This window comes from Streptomyces sp. NPDC058279, assembly GCF_042881255.1.
Taxonomy (GTDB): domain Bacteria; phylum Actinomycetota; class Actinomycetes; order Streptomycetales; family Streptomycetaceae; genus Streptomyces.
This window is the reverse complement of the sequence record NZ_JBHVYA010000015.1, coordinates 48397-64509: the sequence shown is the minus strand read 5'-3', so window position 1 is coordinate 64509 and position 16113 is coordinate 48397. Positions and strand designations below refer to the sequence as shown.

The following is a 16113-nucleotide window of genomic DNA, read 5'->3' as shown; positions in this document are numbered from 1 at the left end:
TCCAGCCGGTCACGGAAGAAGTAAAGGAGCCAGGCCGCCAACCCGCCGGCCCGGCCACCGTGCCCGGATCAGGAGCAGTCATGACCATCGCCCCCCTGTCCCCGTCCCCCCTCGCACCGCCCGCGACCACCCCCCGGTACGCCGTCCGCCTCGCCCGCGACGAGGACGAGGTGCGCGCCGCCCAACGGCTGCGCCACCTCGTCTTCGCCGGAGAGTTCGGCGCCCGCCTGGACGGCCCCGAGCCGGGCATCGACGCCGACGCCTTCGACGCCTACTGCGACCACCTCCTGGTGGTCGACGAGAACACCGGACAGGTCGTCGGCACCTACCGGCTGCTGCCCCCGGAACGCGCCGCGATCGCCGGCCGCCTCTACTCCGAAGGCGAGTTCGACCTGACGGCGCTGGACCCCATCCGCCCCGACCTCGTCGAAGTCGGCCGCTCCTGCGTCCACCCCGACCACCGCAACGGCGCCGTCATCGCCCTCATCTGGGCCGGCCTCGCCCGCTACATGGACCGCTCCGGCCACAACTGGCTCGCCGGATGCTGTTCGATCCCGCTGGCCGACGGCGGCCTGCTGGCCGCCGCCACCCGCGCCGACGTCCTCACCCGCCACCTCGCGCCCGAGGAGTACCGGGTCACCCCGCGCCTCCCCTGGAACCCCGAAGGCATCACCTTCCCCGACCGCACGGAAGCGCCCCCGCTGCTGCGCGGCTACCTGCGCCTGGGCGCCTGGGTGTGCGGCGAGCCCGCACTCGACGCCGGGTTCGGCTGCGCAGACCTGTACGTCCTGCTCTCGCTGCGCCGCACCAACCCGCGCTACCTCAACCACTTCCTGTCGCTCGCCCCGGGCGCATGAGCGGCTGGCTGCCCACCGCGCCCTGCACCCCCGAAGCCTGCGCGGCCCACGAGGGGCGGGCGGCGAGCGTCCCGCAGGCGGTGGCGCGGCTTGCCTGCGCCGCCGCCCTGACGCTGCTCGCGGCCCTGACCGCCCCGCCGGTCCGGCTGCTGCCGCGGCGCCCCCGCCACGCCCTCGTCCGGGTCTGGGCGGCGGCGCTGCTGCGGGCCCTGGGGATACGGGTCAGCGTGCACGGCAGCCCCGGGCCGGACGGCGGCCGACTGGTCGTCGCCAACCACATCTCCTGGCTGGACATCCCCCTCGTCGCCGCCGTCCTGCCCTGCCGGATGCTGGCCAAGAGCGAGATCGGCGCTTGGCCCGTACTCGGTCGCCTGGCCGCCCGGGCCGGCACCCTCTTCATCGAACGCGACCGGATCAGGGCCCTGCCCCACACCGTCGACACCCTCACCCGGTCCCTGCTGGCCGGGGACCGGGTCACCGTCTTCCCCGAAGGGTCCACGTGGTGCGGACGAGCCCAAGGCCCCTTCCGGCGGGCCGCGTTCCAGTCGGCCCTGGACGCCCGGGTCCCCGTACAGCCCGTACGGATCGCCTACCGGTCGGCGGCCGACGGGCGCCTCGCCGGGGCGCCCGCCTTCGTCGGGAACGATCCGCTGACCGCCTCCTTGTGGCGGATCGCCCGCGCCCGCGGGATACGGGCCGAGGTGCGGCTGCTGCCGCGCATCCCGTCGGGCCGGCACCCGGACCGACGGGACCTCGCGAAGGCCGCTCAGGAAGCCGTCCGCGGCGACACCGGGCAACCGACGCCGCCCGGCATCCCCACTCAGCCCTCCAGGCCGTCGGCCACCGACAGGGACAGCGCGAAACGCCCCTCCACGTCCGTCCACCAGCGGGTCGACGCCAGCCCGGCGGCGGCCAGTTCCCGCCGTACGCCCTCCTGACGGAACTTCGCGGAGATCTCCGTGAGGATCTCCTCACCCGCCTCGAAACGCACCACCAGGTCCAGGGCCCGGATCTTCACCACCACCTCCGACCGGGCCCGCAACCGCATCTCGATCCACTCCCGCTCCCGGTTCCACACCGCCACGTGCGCGAAGTCGGCGGTGTGGAAGTCCGCGCCCAACTCACGGTCGATCACGGCCAGTACGTTCTTGTTGAACTCCGCGGTCACCCCCTGGGCGTCGTCGTAGGCGGCCACCAGCACCGCCTCGTCCTTCACCAGGTCCGTCCCCATCAGCAAGGCGTCACCCGGCGACAACATCGCCCGCACCGACGCCAGGAACGCCGCGCGCTCCGGCGGCCGCAGGTTCCCGATCGTGCCGCCCAGGAACACCACCAGCCGCGGACCGGGCGATTCCGGCAGGCGCAGCGGGCGCGTGAAGTCCGCCAGCAGGGCGTGCACCCGCAACCCCGGATGCGCGGCGAGCAGCGTCTGCGCCGCACCCCGCAGGGCGCTCTCGCTCACGTCCACCGGGATGTACGTCTCCAGCTCGGGCAACGCCTCGATCAGGTGCCGGGTCTTCTCCGAGGAGCCGGAACCCAGCTCCACGAGCGTGCGCGCGCCCGTCTCCGCGGCGATCTCCCGGGCCCGCCCCAGCAGGATCTCCCGCTCGGCGCGCGTCGGGTAGTACTCGGGCAACCGGGTGATCTCCTCGAAGAGTTCGCTGCCCCGGGCGTCGTAGAACCACTTGGGCGGCAGCTCCTTCGGCGATCGGGTCAGGCCGCTGCGCACGTCCGCCCGCAGCGCGGTGTCCGCCGAGTGCTCGTCGAGGGTACGGGTCAACTGGAAGTCACTCACGACAGGCTCTCCTTGAGCGGGGTCAGGTCGACCCGGGTACGGGTGGCGGTCAACAGGGTGCGATCGGCTACCTCGATCCAACGGCTGTCGTCGTCGTACGGCTCGGACGCCACGACCGTGCGGCCGGCCGCCGGATCGGACAGGTACCAGAGGGAGTCGCCCCACGCGGTCGCGGCGATGCCCGTGCCGTCCGTCAGCAGCAGGTTCAACCGGGAGCCCGGGGAAGCGGCCGCCAACTCCTGCACCGGCCCCGCGAGCGCCTCGCCGAGACCGTCCCCCTCCCGCAGCCGGCGCAGCACCAGCGCCCAGATCAACGCCGAATCGGTGCGCGCGGCCAACTGGAGCAACTCGTGCGGCGGTAGTCCCGCGGCCAACGGGGCCGCCGCGTCCGGCCAGTCGCGTATCGCCCCGTTGTGACTGAACAGCCACGGCCCCGACGCGAACGGCGAGGCGGCGGCCTCACCGTCCGCCCCGGCCAATGTGGCGTCCCGGACGGCGGCCAGCACCGCCGTGCTGCGCACCACCCGGGCCAGATCCGCGAAGGTCAGATCGCCCCAGACCGGGCCGGAGCGCCGGTAGCGGGCCGGAACCGGATCCTGCGCCGCGTACCAGCCGACTCCGAAGCCGTCGGCGTTGATCGTGCCGAACCGCTGGCGACGGGGCGCGTAGGACTGCCGGACCAGGGAGTGCTCGGGCTCGCTCAGCAGCCGGCCCAGACACACCTCCGGCCCCAGATAGGCAAGGTGACGGCACATCAGGCCCCACCGCCGCGCGCGGTCCGGAAGCCGGCGAAGATCTGCCGGCGCACCGGCAGGTCCCAGTTGCGGAACGTGCCCCGGCAGGCCACGGGCGCCACGGCGAAGGACCCGCCCCGCAGCACCTTGTGCTCCGGGCCGAAGAACACCTCCGAGTACTCCCGGTACGGGAACGCCCTGAACCCCGGGTACGGGAGGAAGTCCGAGGCGGTCCACTCCCACACGTCGCCGATCAACTGGCGCACCCCGAGCGGGGAGGCGCCCGCCGGATAGCTGCCCGCCGGGGCGGGGCGCAGATGGCGCTGGCCCAGGTTGGCGTGGGCGGGCGTCGGGTCGGCGTCCCCCCACGGGTACCGGGTGGAGCGCCCGGAGCGCGGGTCGTGGCGGGCCGCCTTCTCCCACTCCGCCTCCGTGGGCAGCCGGCGTCCCGCCCAGCGGGCGTAGGCATCGGCCTCGTACCAACTCACATGCAGCACCGGCTCGTCGTCCGGGACGGGCTCGGTGACGCCGAACCGGCGGCGCAACCAGATCCCGCTCTCCCGGTGCCAGAACAAGGGTGCCTCGATCGCGTGGGCGCGGATCTGGTCCCAGCCCTCGGCGGCCCACCAGCGGGGCTCCCGGTATCCGCCGTCCGCCATGAACGCCTGGTAGGCGGCATTGGTGACGGGCGTCGTGTCGATCCAGAACGGCGCCACCTCGCGGACGTGCGCGGGTCGTTCGTTGTCCAGGGACCAGGGCTCGGCCGACGTCCCCATCGTGAACGGGCCACCGGGTACGAGGACTTCCGCCGCCGCCGGGGGAGGCCCCTGGGGCGGATCGGGATCCGGGGCGGTGAGTACCGGGGCGCCGCGCCGCAACTGGTGGGTGATCAGCATCGTTTCGTCGTGCTGCTGTTCGTGCTGGGCGATCATGCCGAAGGCGAAACCGTCGTCCAGCAGCGGGGTGCCCTCCAGCGGAGTGCGCTCCAGCAGGTCGAAGACCCGGCCCCGGACCTCCGCCGCGTACCGGCGGGCCGCTTCGGGCCCCAGCAACGGCAACTTCGGCCGCTCCGAGCGCGGGTGCTGGAAAGCGTCGTAGAGCGGGTCGATCTCGGGGCGCATCGACTCGCGCCCGTCCACCCGGCGGAGCAGCCAGAGCTCCTCCTGGTTCCCGATGTGCGCGAGGTCCCAGACCAGTGGCGACATCAACGGCGAATGCTGCGACGTCAGGTCTTCGTCGGTCACGGCGTCGGTCAGGGCGGCGGTACGGGCCCGGGCCGCGGTCAGCTCCGCGGCCGCCCGCTCACGTGACACGGCGGGGCGGGATTCGGTGGTCACGATCGCGGTTCCTTCCCGGCGGGCTGCCGCTCATCCAGATCGTCGGCCGGACAGCGGCCGCGCAATACGTAGCGCTCGGTGAAGGCGCCGACCGTGTCCTGTACGTGGGAACTCGCGCCCAGCCGCGGCAGTGCCTCCCCGGCCGCCGCGAAACAGGCGACGGCGGCCGCACGCAGATCGGGGTCGGCCGGTCCCAGCCGGGCCGCGGTCCGCCACAACGGATTGCGGGGCGCGCGCCGGCCCCCGTACGCGTCCGCCAGCGCCTTCACCGCGCGGTAGGCGGTCTCGGCGGCCTCGGGGTCGTCGAACAGCGCGTGCGTGACGGCCACCGGGACCAGCCAGCCGTCCTCACCCGGCTGCGCGTCGATCATCCGCAGCTCCAGGTGGCCGCGCGGCCGGACCGGCGGGAACAGGGTCGTCAGGTGGTAGTCCAGGTCCGCCGGGGTGGGTGGCCGCGGGCCTCCGGAGCGCAGCCAGTCGCGGAACGTCAACCCACCCGGGACCTCCCACGACGGATCGGCGGAGCACACGCACATCACCTCGGTGTCCAGCGCGTGCCGGGTCCAGGCGGCACGGGGCTCCACATCCAACGGCGGGGCGAGCGCCCGCCGCGCGTCGATGTCGCCCCAGATCCCCTGCCGCGCGCACCGCCATCCGGCGTACGGGCCCTCACGCGCGGGCGAGTTGGCGAACGACGCCACCAGCACCGCGCCCAGCAGGTGCGCCAGCCGCCACCGCCGACCGTGCCCGAGCGGGCCCGGCTCCTCCAGTCCGGCGTCCACACAGACCTGCACGGACGCGGAGGCGCGCATCATGGCGCGCCCGGCCGGGCCCGTACGGTCGAAGTAGCTCTCCATCGCCCGGTACCGGGGGCTGTCGAGGAGCCGGCGGTAGGGGCGGCGCGGGTCGCGGCCCAGCCCCCGCAGGACCAGGCCCCGCTCGCGCAGGGCCCCCCGGACGGCCGCCAGGTCGGCCTGGAGCCCGTCCACGCAGGCGGTGAGGGAGTCGGCGGGGGCGGAGCTGAGCTCCAGCTGTCCGCCGGGCTCGACGGTGAACCGGGACCGCAGCGGCAGGGAGCCCGCCGCGTCGTGCGCCGCGGTCAGCCGGTCGGCGTCCAGCGGCAGCCAGGGGCGCTCGGCGTCCACCACCAGCCATTCGAGCTCGGCGCCGAGCAGCCGCGGCGGACCGGTCTTGAAACAGATGCCGTGGATCAGTTCCTCGGCGGTGGCTTCGGTCAGAGGGGAGTCGGGAGCGGGCTGGCAGGGCGGAGCGGGTGAGTCCTGGCGCATGACCGGAACCTCATCTCCTGTCGTCGGCCGTCCTTGTCGACGGCTCGGATGTCACCCGTGCCTACCCGCGCGCGCGGGACAAATTCCCTTGCCGCGTCCGCTCCCGCACCGCAGGATCACGGCGTGAGCAGTAGATTGCGCGAGATCGCGCGGCACAACTCGGTGATCCTGGCGGCCGGCGGTTATCGGACGCCCTCCGGACGGCAGATCTCCTTGGCCGCCGCCCTGGCGGAAGCCAAGGCAGGAACCAGAATATATGGACCAAACCAGGTCATTCCAGACGAACAGCCGCTGAACGGCACCGGCCGGACCACCGTCGACGTCACGGGAGAGAGCAGCACGGTCGCTGCCCGTAGGCTCGCCGCCCACCCCGACCCGGAGCCCGCCGTCGCGGTCCTCAACTTCGCCTCGGCCCGCAATCCCGGCGGTGGATACGTCCGCGGCGCCAAAGCCCAGGAGGAAGCACTGTGCCGCGCCTCGGCCCTCTACGAGACCCTGCTGGAGGCGCCGGACTACTACGAGACGCACCGCGCCGGCCGCAGCACCTTCTACACCGACCGGGTGATTCACTCGCCGGGGGTCCCCGTATTCCGCGATGACCGGGGCGACCTGCTGGAGGCCCCCTACCGGGTCGGCTTCCTCACCTCCCCGGCGCCGAACGCGGGCACGATCCGCCGCCAGGAGCCGGAGCGCGCCCCCGAGATCCCGGCCGCCCTCGCCCGGAGGGCCGAGCGGGTGCTGGAGGTCGCCGCACTGCACCGCTACCGGCGGCTGGTACTGGGCGCCTGGGGGTGCGGGGTGTTCCGCAACGACCCGGCGGAGGTGGCGGGGGCCTTCCGGGGGCTGCTCACCGGGCGCTTCGAGGGCGTCTTCGAGCAGGTGGTGTTCGGGATCCTCGACCGTGATCCGGCGCCGCGGTCGGCCTTCGAGCGGGCCTTCGCGGGGCTCTGAGCACGGGGCGGCCGCGGGCCGCGCGGCCTTCGGCGTGGAGCACCGCGCGAGGCGGCCACCATTCGTATGAATTTCCGGAGGGTCCGTACGCAGGTACGGGAACACGCCGGGATCCATGGGCTACCCCTGTCACGTCATGACGGCGCCCCTCACTTCCCTCCCACTCCACTCCACCACGGCTGGACGCAGGACGACGGCGCGGGGGCCCCGCCTGGGTACCGAGAGGAAGACAAGCGAATGAAGAAGCGTCTCGTGCTCGCCGGATCCGCTGTGGTGGCAAGCCTGGGCCTGGGCATCGCGGCAGTTCCGGCGGTGGCCCAGCCCCTGACCCTGAACGTGCGGTGCGGTGACATCGCAGGACTCATCACCGCCATCACACAGGCGAACAGCAATCCCGACGGCGGCACGATCTCACTGGCCCACCGCTGCGTCTACCGATTCACGGCCGCCGTGGTCCCCGGTGTCGACGCGCTGCCGCCCATCACCAGCCGGGTCACCATCAAGGGCGAGGACTCGACCCTGATGCGGTCCACGATCGTACCTGCCTTCCGGCTGCTGGAGGTGGCGCCGAACGGTTACCTGACGCTGAAGGGCATCGTCGTCAACGGAGGCAGCTCGGACGAGGGCGGTGGCATCTACAACTCGGGCACACTGCTGCTGGAGGACACCACCGTCTCCGGAAACCACGCCGCCCTCAGCGGCGGCGGCATCTACAACAACAACGGCCACGTCACCGCGGTCGACAGCAGGATCCTGAACAACATCGCCGTCACCCTCCAGGGCGGCGGCCTCTACAACGCCGCGAACGGCAACGTCACCCTGCGGAAGACCACCGTCGCGGGCAACACGGCCAACACCGACGGTGGCGGCATCGAGAACGACGGCACGCTCAGGGTCCTGGAGCACAGCGTGTTCACGCACAACGAGGCGTTCGAACACGACGGCGGTGCCATCAACAACGACGGCATCACCACGATCAGCGACAGCCGGTTCGTCGCCAACTGGGCGGATTACGACGGTGGCGCCGTCAACAACAACCCCAGTGCGTCGCTGGAGGCCCGCGAGACGGTCTTCGAGCTGAACAAGGCGGGCCGCGACGGCGGTGCGATCAACAACCTCGGCGTCGCCACCCTGGAGCGGGTCAAGGTCGAGCGGAACTCCGCCGGCCGGAACGGCGGTGGCATCAACAACGGACCGGGGAGCGCGCGCGTACCCGCCGTCCGGCTCTCCCTCAGCCGCTCGCTCGTCGTGGAGAACCGGGCGGCGGTGGACGGCGGCGGAATCAACAACGCCCTGAACGCGGTCGTGGAGCTCAAGGACACCAAGCTCAACCACAACCTGCCCACCAACTGCGCCGGCAACGTCGCGCACTGCGCCGGCTGACCGCAACCGCATCGGCTCCGACGGACGGCCGGGGACCCCGCCCGAGCAACGGACGGGGCCCCCGTGTCACCTGACGACCCGCCCGACTACCGCCAGCCGTAGCGCTCCCGCAGCCGGTTCACCACGAGCTGGAACCGGCCCCGGTCCAACGCGCACGCCTCCCGGCGCATGCCCGACTCGTGCACCCGGAGCACCCGGTCCACATCCACCCAGGACTCCCGCCCCGCGCCGTCCCACGGCCCGGTGCCGATCGGCACCCACTCGCGGTCGTGGTCGTGCCGCTTGCTGGACAGCTGCACCGCGAGCAACGTCCGGCGACCCGCCTCACGCGCGACCACCAGCACGGGCCGGTCCTTGCCGCGCCCGTCGTTCTCCTCGAAGGGGACCCAGGTCCAGACGATCTCGCCGGGGTCGGGGTCGCCGTCCTTGTCGGGGGCGTACTCGGTGCGGACCGGGCCGATGGCGTGCGGATCGGCCTCGGAGGTGGCGGTGAGCCCGGCGCGGCCGGGCTGGTCCACCTGATCGTTGCCGGCGCCGCCGGCGTGGTGCGAAAGTGCCGTCATGCGGGTGAGATTACTGCTTCGGGCCCCGGGGTGAGCACGCCGGCGGTCGCCGCGCCCCACGCCCTATACGGCCGGGACCAGACCGTCGGCCACCAGCCCGGCCAGTACCGCCTGGCCCAGGGCCTGCACCGCGGACTGGGGGCGGACCATCACCGTGATCTCCTTGATCCGCTCGTCCGCGTCCAGGTGCAGCAGATCGATGCCGTGGATCTGCTTCCCGTCCACCGTGGCCCGGAAGACCAACACCGCGGCGGGTGCGTCGCCGGCTCCGGCCGGCTCGGGGGCGCTGCTCTCGGCGGCGCCGTCCAGGCGGCCGACGTAGCGGAAGTCCTCGAAGGTGCGCAGCAGTACACCGAACAGCGCGAGGACCATCGCCTTGCCTTCGAACGGCGTGAACTTCACGGGGCTGTAGAGCCGTACGTCGTCGGTGAGCAACTCCCCCAGGGCGGTCAGGTCGCGGTCGTCGACGGCTGAGCGGAAGCGGTCGGCGGGTGCCGCGGGTGTCGTGGGCGTCGCGGGTGCCATGGGTACACACTCCTCGATGTGATGGGTCGTCGCGACCATCATGGCCAACGGGTCGCCGGGGTGGGGGCTTTGGGGGGCTGGATCTAGCGGGGCGGTGTCGGGGTGGTGCTGGGGGCGACCCGTCAGTCCACTGTCCTTTCGTGTCGTGCCGGCCCGTCCAGGGCGCTCCTTCGTCGCGTCGCGATGCGATGGCCTTCGGCCACCCTTGACTGTCCGTCCCGCCCCGAAACGCCAAAGACTGCCGGAAAGCCCCCAGGGGAAGGGAACGGTCGGGGGGCATCGAAACCCAGCCTCGCCGGCGATTGAGGCGCGGGGTCCGGGGCGGAGTCCCAATAAGCCCCGAGCGCAGCGAGGGGGCCCACCCGCCGGCGCCGCAGACCGCTACGCGCTCCCCTCCGCACAGCGTCTGCGGCCCGCCTGGGGCGCGGAGAGGCCCGCTGTCCACGCGGTCAGTCGCTCGCCGCTCGCCGCCGCTCGAATCTGCAACGCGCAGCGTCATGCGCGCTGCGCAGCAGCCGCAGCAGCGTGCCCGTCGTCCGCTCGCCGGGATTGACGACACAGATCCAGCCGAGCGCGCCGTACACCGGGTGTGGCAACACCTGGTCGACGGCGGTGTAGTCGTGCGGCCCCTCACCGATGAGTTCCCGGTACGCGGCGCGGTCGACGTGGACGTTCACCCGCCGGCGGTCCGGAGGATCGAGGTCGGAAGCGGTGTCGTCCGGATAGTTCTTGCTGACGATGGTCCCGTACGGCTGGACGTTCCCCGGCACCCGCCCTTCGGGGGCGTAGAAGAAGAACGCATCGCCCCAGGCCACCTCGGGGGCACCGCTGTCCGGCTCGGCGACGACAACGAGCGCGCCGGCGAAGCCACGCACGGTCGCGATGATCTGTTCCATACTCATGGTTCAAGCATCACCTTCAAGTGCTTATGTGGGGTTTGCCGATGGGAGAGCGATCGAACGGCTCACGAGGGGGCGTCCTGCGCACCGTCGACCTAGCCAGGGAGTCGCACTACTCGGTGCAGCAGGTCAGAGACCTGGAGCGGCTCGGTGTCATTCCCCCAGCCACCCGGACGGCCAACGGTTTCCGCTCCTACACCCCGCTCCACGTGCAAGCGCTGCGCGCTTACCGTGGACTCGCGTTGGCCACGGGACCCGTGGCGGCCCGGCGGATGCTCGCGGAGCTTCGCACGGCGCCGATCACACAAGCCGCTTCGGCCGTCAACGAGGTACACGTACGGCTCGCGCGGGAACGGGACGAGGCGCTGCGCGCCCTCCAGGCGTTGGGCGCCATCGAAGCGGAGGCAGGCGGCACGGATCACGAGCAGGAGGGTGACGCGATGACGATCACCGAGCTCGCCGCAGCCCTCGGCGTACGTACCTCGACCCTCCGGTTCTGGGAAGAGGAAGGGCTCGTCGCGCCCGAGCGCGTGACCTCGCTAAGGGCACGCCGCTATGGCCTTCCGGCCATCAGGGCCGCCCGGATCGTCGCGGCCCTCCGTGGGGCGGGCTACGGCATTCCCGCAGTCCGGGAGGTCATGGGCTCCCTCCACCGGACCGGTGGCCCGGAGGAGGCGCGGCGCGTCCTGAGCGGACGCCTCGACCGGATCGCCAACCGAACCGTTGCGCTGCTGCGGGCCGGAGCGGATCTGGCCGCCGTCGTGACATCGGCCCAGGGCGCGCCGGCGGTTCGCTGACCGGCCGTACGACCCGTCGCCGTGCCGTTGCCGGCCCACGACGGTCCTTTCGGCGCCGGAGCACGTCAGCCGTTCCGTGATCCATCGCGGCCCATGCCCAGCCCCGGACGGGTCGCAGACGCTGTGCGGAGGGGAGCGCGTAGCGATCTGTCGCGCCGTGGGTGGGTCCCCCTCGCTGCGCTCGGGGCTCCCTGGGGCTCCGCCCCAGACCCCGCGCCTCAAACGCCGGCGGGGCTGAATTTGCCGGGGCGTCGGTCGGGCATCTCCGAGACCGAGACCTTGGAACACGACCCACCGACCGTTCCTCCCCCCTAGATCCACCCCTCCAGCGACGCCATGAACGCCTCGAAGTCGTCCCGGTGGATGGTGTGGCCCGCGCCCGGGACCGGGCGGACCTCGAAGCCGCGTTGCCGGAGGAGCGTCGCGCGTTCCGGTGAGATCAAGAAGCTCGGGTCGGCGATCTGGACCAGGGACGGGACGACCGGGGCCACCGGGAGGAGGTCGCTGGTGGACAGTTCCGCCAGGGCCGAGGCCGTGGCGTCGTCCCACGCCGCCAGGGTCTCCAGCTCGATCTCCACGTCGACCTCGTCCCAACGCGGGTTCATCTCCCGCACCCGCTCCTTGCTCGCCAGCGTCTTGAACCGCGCGAACACCTCCGGTCCGAACCCCGCCGCCGAAGCCAAGTACCAGGCCGGGTCGGAGAAGACGGCACGCTTCGGCTTGAGCCGGTCCACCGCCAGTGACAACGTGAGGCCACCGAGGGAATGGCCGAGCGCGAGGTCCGCGCCGGTGGGCAGGGTTTCGACCACGTCATCGGCGAAGAGGCGGGGGCTGTACTCGCCCCGCCCGCTGGCACCGTGGCCCCGTAGGTCCACGGCGATGACCCGATAGCCACGATCGGCGAGGGCGGGAGCGACGCGGCGCCAGGTCCGGTGGTCGGCCATCATGCCGTGGATGAGGAGGGCGGTCCGGTCGCCGTCGCCCCATGTCCGGGTGTGCAGTTTCACGGTGGTGCTCAGCCTTCTGCTAGTCGGTCTTCTTGTCGTCGGTTTCTTGTCGTCGCGTCAGTCAGCCGTCAGCCGGCAGTGTCGTAGACGTCGGAAGTGGACCTCGTCAACCAAGGCAGCACGGCACGACGGCCGGACCGCGGAGACTCACCGCACCCCCCGGATCGGCCGCACCGCGAGCGCCCCCGCGACCGCCAACACGGCGGCGACCACGAACAGGGCGGTGTAACCGCCGCTCACCGAGACGATCAGGGAGGCGAGGAACGGCGCGACGATCTGCGGCCCGGCGTTCGCGATGTTGAGCACGCCCATGTCCCGGGCGGCGTCCTCCGCCGCCGGCAGCACCATCGTCACCAGCGCCGTGTCCACGGCCATGTAACAACCGAACGCGAGCCCGTTGACCACGGCGAAGACGAGCATCGCCGCCCAACTGGTCGACACCGCCGGGACCATCAGCGCGAGCGCCGACAGCGACGCCGAGACGCCCACGAAGAGCTTGCGCCGGTCGAACTTGTCGGACAGCCACCCGCCGACGACGGTGGACACGATCATCGCCACGCTCGTCAGCGGCAGCAGCAGCGCGACCGCCGCCTCCGGCTCCATCCCGTCGGGCAGCACGGTGTGGTCCTGGAGGATGTAGAGCTCGTAGCCGCTGACCGCGAAATAGCCGAGGACCAGTAGCGCCCTCCCGATGAACGCCCAGCGGAAGTCGTGGTTCCCGAGTGCGCTCGCGAATGCGGCGAGCTGCGCCCGGACCGGCAGCGGCGCCGGCGCCGGGCGCCGCTGCTCACGGGTGCAGGAGGCGAACAGCACCGCCGCGCCCGCCACCAGGACGCCGGACACGAGGTACCCGGTGCGGTAGTGGTCGGAGAAGGCGGCCCCGAGCAGCGCGCCGAGGGTCGAGCCGAAGGGCAGGCCGAGACCCACGGCCGCGGACGCCTTGCCGCGAGCGGAAACGGGCACCTGGTCGGGGACCACGGAGGTGAGGGACGAAGTCGGCGACCTTGCGGGCCGGGTCGATGTCCTCGACCTGGAGCGCGAGCAGGATGCCGGCGACACCGGTGTAGAGCGAGTACATGGCGGTGTTGCCGACGAGCAGCAGGGGCAGCAGGCCGCGCTGTGGAGCGGGCCGTGTCGATGTGCGGGGATCGGCCGCGGCGTTGCCGGTGCCGGGGGAGGAAAGGGCCACGGTGCCCTCCTGGGCAGTCCTGGGCAAGGGGTGGTTACACGTGCCATTGAATCGTGTAACCACTGTGTAGCATTCGTTTCACGCCATCCGCCGGCCCCCGGCTCCGACCGGTCTGGAAAGATTCCAGGGCAATGCCTCAGTCACCGAACACCCCATCACCGAACACCCCATCAGCGAACACCCCGTCAGGGGACGCGCACACGGCGGGCACCCCATCAGCGGGCATCCCCTCGGCGGGCGGTCCGGCCGCCCCCGTGCCGACCAGCGCCGACGTCGCCCGCCTCGCCGGCGTGTCGCGCGCGACGGTCTCGTACGTGCTGAACAACGCGGAAGCCGTGCGCATCAGCGAGCCGACCCGCCGCAAGGTCCGCGAGGCCGCCGAGGAGCTGGGATACGTCCCGCACGCCGCCGCGCGCAGCCTGCGCGCCGGGCACACCCGGATCGTGCTGCTGCCGACCTCCGACGTGCCCGTCGGGCCCCTCTACAGCGCGTTCCTCAACGAGCTCCAGTGGGCCCTGCGGCGCCTCGACTACACCGTGGTGCAGTACGGCAGCCTCGGCCTCACCGGTGACGAGGCCGCCCGCGCCTGGGCCGAGCTGCGCCCGGTCGCGGTGATCTCGCTCGGGGCGATCGCCCTCTCCGCGTACAACGTCGCCACGCTCAAGCGGGCCGGGGCCCGGGCGGTGATAACGCTGGGGCCCGAGGAGGTTCCCGGGGCGCACGCGCTGGTCATGGACCAGGCGGAGGTCGGCGCCCGGGCGGCCGCCCACCTGGTCGAGCGGGGCCGGCGTCGGATCGGGGTGATCGTCCCCGAGGAGGAGGGGCTGGGGCTGTTCTCCGGCCCCCGGCTGGCCGGCGCCCGGTCGGTGGCGTCCGCCGAGGTGGAGCCGTTGCCCTTGGCCTACACCGAGGAGTCGGCCGCGGCGCTCGCGGGCCGCTGGCGGACGCTCGGGCTGGACGCGGCCTTCGCGTACAACGACGAGTACGCCATGCTGCTGATGCGGGCCCTCCAGGACGCGGGTCTGCGCGTGCCCGAGGACGTGGCCGTCATGGGCGCCGACGACCTGCTGCTCGGGCGGCTGCTGCGGCCCCGGCTCAGCACCGTGCAGATCGAGATGCCCACCGGCGACCACTTGGCCGCCCTGGTGGACCGCGTGGTCCGGGACCCTTCCCGGATCACCGAGCGGCACGATCTGATGGCGGCCGTGGCGGTCCGGCGCGAGTCCACCTGAGCCGCCCCGCCTCCCTCCCACCCCTTCCGCACCTCTCCCACCCCTCCCTCGGCCCCCCTCGCCGCCCGGCAGGCCGTTGACAGGCGGTGATCGGCGGACGGAGACTGCGGGCGCGCCCCATCCGGGCGTGCCCGGCGCCGTGCGCCGGCGTCGACACCGGCGCCGCCGCGGCCCCGCCCGTACGGATCCGCCCAGGAGAGACCCCATGAGCATCCGCACCGTCCGCGACGTCTACGTCGTCGACGCCGTCCGCACCCCGATCGGCAAGTTCGGCGGGGCGCTCGCCGGCGTCCGCCCGGACGACCTGGCCGCCCACGTGGTGCGCGCGCTGGTGGACCGTACGCCCGACCTCGACCCGGCCCGCATCGACGACGTCGTCTTCGGCGACGCCAACGGGGCGGGTGAGGACAACCGGGACGTCGCGCGCATGGCGGTGCTGCTCGCCGGACTGCCCGTGTCCGTCCCCGGGGTCACCGTGAACCGGCTCTGCGGGTCCGGCCTGGAGGCCGTGATCCAGGCCGCCCGTGCCATCGCGCTCGGTGACGCCTCCGTGGCCATCGCGGGCGGCGTGGAGTCGATGTCCCGTGCGCCGTGGGTGGTGCAGAAGCCGGAGCGCGCCTTCCCGGCCGGGCACCAGCAGATGTGGTCCACCACCCTGGGGTGGCGGATGACCAACCCCCGGATGCCCGCCGAATGGACGGGCTCGCTCGGCGAGGGAGCCGAACTCGTCGCGGACAAGTACGCCGTCACGCGCGAGGCGCAGGACCTGTTCGCGCTGGAGAGCCACCGCAAGGCCGCGGCGGCCTGGGCCGAGGGGCGCTACGAGCCGGAGGTCGTCCGGTACCCGGGCGTGGACCTGGTACGGGACGAGTCGATCCGCGAGGGTTCCACCCCGGAGGCGATGGCCCGGCTGAAGCCCGCGTTCCGTACCGACGGCTCCGGCACCGTCACCGCGGGCAACGCCTCGCCGCTGAACGACGGGGCGGCGGCCCTGTTGCTGACGGACGAGGCGGGGCTCGCCGCCACCGGCCGGGAGCCGCTGGCCCGGATCAGCGCGAGCGCCGTCACCGGGATCGAGCCGCAGCTCTTCGGGCTCGGTCCGGTGGAGGCCGTCCAGCGGGCGCTCGCCAAGGCCGGCCGGGGGTTGACCGACCTGTCCGTGCTGGAACTCAACGAGGCGTTCGCCGCACAGGCGTTGGGCTGTCTGGCGGCCTGGCCGGAGCTGGACCCGGCGGTGGTCAATCCGCGCGGTGGTGCGATCGCGATCGGGCACCCGCTCGGCGCTTCGGGCGCCCGGCTGGCCGGCTCGGTCGCCCACCAGCTCGCGGCGGCGGGCTCCGGTACGGGGATGGCGGCGCTGTGCATCGGCGTCGGGCAGGGGATCGCGCTGGTCCTGGAGCGCTGATCCTGCTGACCCTCGTGCCGGGCCGCCCGGCGATCATTTCCGGTCAAGATAGTGCCTCAACTGCCCAATAACTGAACAGAAGTGCCGCCCCGGGTCTGGCACGATGGCGCGTGCTGCCGCCCCCCGCTGCCCCGCCCCCCGCCGCACCCA

General features: G+C 72.8%; 16 protein-coding genes. 7 read left to right on the top strand and 9 right to left on the bottom strand.

Features of this window, described 5'->3' with window-relative positions; all coding sequences use genetic code 11:
* Positions 1-80 precede the first annotated feature (80 nt).
* The gene (locus ACFVXJ_RS24340; protein ID WP_389664657.1) at positions 81-857 is read left to right on the top strand and encodes a GNAT family N-acetyltransferase; all 777 of its coding nucleotides are present in this window, start codon (positions 81-83) and stop codon (positions 855-857) included.
* Positions 854-1795 (top strand): lysophospholipid acyltransferase family protein, encoded by a 942-nt coding sequence (locus tag ACFVXJ_RS24335; RefSeq protein ID WP_389664655.1) that lies wholly within the window; start codon positions 854-856, stop codon positions 1793-1795. The genes ACFVXJ_RS24340 and ACFVXJ_RS24335 overlap by 4 nt, the downstream gene beginning before the upstream one ends.
* Here the strand turns inward: ACFVXJ_RS24335 and egtD are convergent.
* Genes egtD through egtA form a run of 4 tightly spaced genes read right to left on the bottom strand, consistent with a single transcriptional unit; the run spans position 1678 to position 6012 of the window.
* Positions 1678-2652 (bottom strand): L-histidine N(alpha)-methyltransferase, encoded by a 975-nt coding sequence (gene egtD / locus ACFVXJ_RS24330; protein WP_389664653.1) that lies wholly within the window; start codon positions 2650-2652, stop codon positions 1678-1680. The two genes, ACFVXJ_RS24335 and egtD, sit on opposite strands and share 118 nt — an antisense overlap.
* On the bottom strand, positions 2649-3407 hold the full coding sequence (gene egtC, locus ACFVXJ_RS24325) for an ergothioneine biosynthesis protein EgtC (RefSeq protein WP_389664652.1): 759 nt from the start codon (positions 3405-3407) through the stop codon (positions 2649-2651). The genes egtD and egtC overlap by 4 nt, the downstream gene beginning before the upstream one ends.
* Entirely contained in the window at positions 3407-4723 is a 1317-nt protein-coding gene (egtB, locus tag ACFVXJ_RS24320) for an ergothioneine biosynthesis protein EgtB (RefSeq protein ID WP_389664651.1), read from the bottom strand. The genes egtC and egtB overlap by 1 nt, the downstream gene beginning before the upstream one ends.
* Positions 4720-6012, bottom strand: coding sequence for an ergothioneine biosynthesis glutamate--cysteine ligase EgtA (gene egtA, locus ACFVXJ_RS24315; RefSeq protein WP_389664649.1), 1293 nt, complete (start codon positions 6010-6012; stop codon positions 4720-4722). The genes egtB and egtA overlap by 4 nt, the downstream gene beginning before the upstream one ends.
* A 123-nt stretch (positions 6013-6135) precedes the next feature.
* Between egtA and ACFVXJ_RS24310 the strand changes: the two genes are divergently transcribed.
* Both ACFVXJ_RS24310 and ACFVXJ_RS24305 read left to right on the top strand, forming a co-directional pair.
* On the top strand, positions 6136-6963 hold the full coding sequence (locus tag ACFVXJ_RS24310) for a TIGR02452 family protein (protein ID WP_389664647.1): 828 nt from the start codon (positions 6136-6138) through the stop codon (positions 6961-6963).
* Between the two features lie 237 nt (positions 6964-7200).
* Positions 7201-8346: a hypothetical protein gene (locus ACFVXJ_RS24305; protein ID WP_389664645.1), complete on the top strand. Its 1146-nt coding sequence runs from the start codon at positions 7201-7203 to the stop codon at positions 8344-8346.
* Between the two features lie 86 nt (positions 8347-8432).
* Here the strand turns inward: ACFVXJ_RS24305 and ACFVXJ_RS24300 are convergent, their stop codons facing one another.
* From ACFVXJ_RS24300 to ACFVXJ_RS24290, 3 genes are all read right to left on the bottom strand, one after another.
* A complete protein-coding gene (locus tag ACFVXJ_RS24300; protein ID WP_389664643.1) occupies positions 8433-8909 on the bottom strand; it encodes a type II toxin-antitoxin system PemK/MazF family toxin in 477 nt (158 codons plus the stop codon).
* A gap of 63 nt (positions 8910-8972) precedes the next feature.
* Positions 8973-9434, bottom strand: coding sequence for a nuclear transport factor 2 family protein (locus ACFVXJ_RS24295; RefSeq protein ID WP_389664642.1), 462 nt, complete (start codon positions 9432-9434; stop codon positions 8973-8975).
* A 449-nt stretch (positions 9435-9883) separates the two neighbouring features.
* Positions 9884-10330, bottom strand: a complete 447-nt coding sequence (locus ACFVXJ_RS24290; protein ID WP_389664774.1) for a DUF6194 family protein — start codon at positions 10328-10330, stop codon at positions 9884-9886.
* A gap of 47 nt (positions 10331-10377) precedes the next feature.
* Between ACFVXJ_RS24290 and ACFVXJ_RS24285 the strand changes: the two genes are divergently transcribed.
* Positions 10378-11130 carry a MerR family transcriptional regulator gene (locus ACFVXJ_RS24285; protein ID WP_389664640.1) on the top strand — a complete coding sequence of 251 codons (753 nt, stop codon included), beginning with the start codon at positions 10378-10380 and terminating at the stop codon, positions 11128-11130.
* 311 nt (positions 11131-11441) lie between these two features.
* Here the strand turns inward: ACFVXJ_RS24285 and ACFVXJ_RS24280 are convergent, their stop codons facing one another.
* On the bottom strand, positions 11442-12137 hold the full coding sequence (locus ACFVXJ_RS24280; protein WP_389664638.1) for an alpha/beta fold hydrolase: 696 nt from the start codon (positions 12135-12137) through the stop codon (positions 11442-11444).
* A gap of 147 nt (positions 12138-12284) precedes the next feature.
* Positions 12285-13100 (bottom strand): MFS transporter, encoded by an 816-nt coding sequence (locus ACFVXJ_RS24275; RefSeq protein ID WP_389664637.1) that lies wholly within the window; start codon positions 13098-13100, stop codon positions 12285-12287.
* A 480-nt stretch (positions 13101-13580) separates the two neighbouring features.
* On the opposite strand from ACFVXJ_RS24275, the gene ACFVXJ_RS24270 reads away from it, so the two are divergent.
* Positions 13581-14558: a LacI family DNA-binding transcriptional regulator gene (locus ACFVXJ_RS24270; protein WP_389664635.1), complete on the top strand. Its 978-nt coding sequence runs from the start codon at positions 13581-13583 to the stop codon at positions 14556-14558.
* A gap of 205 nt (positions 14559-14763) precedes the next feature.
* A complete protein-coding gene (locus tag ACFVXJ_RS24265; RefSeq protein WP_389664633.1) occupies positions 14764-15963 on the top strand; it encodes a thiolase family protein in 1200 nt (399 codons plus the stop codon).
* Positions 15964-16113: the final 150 nt, after the last annotated feature.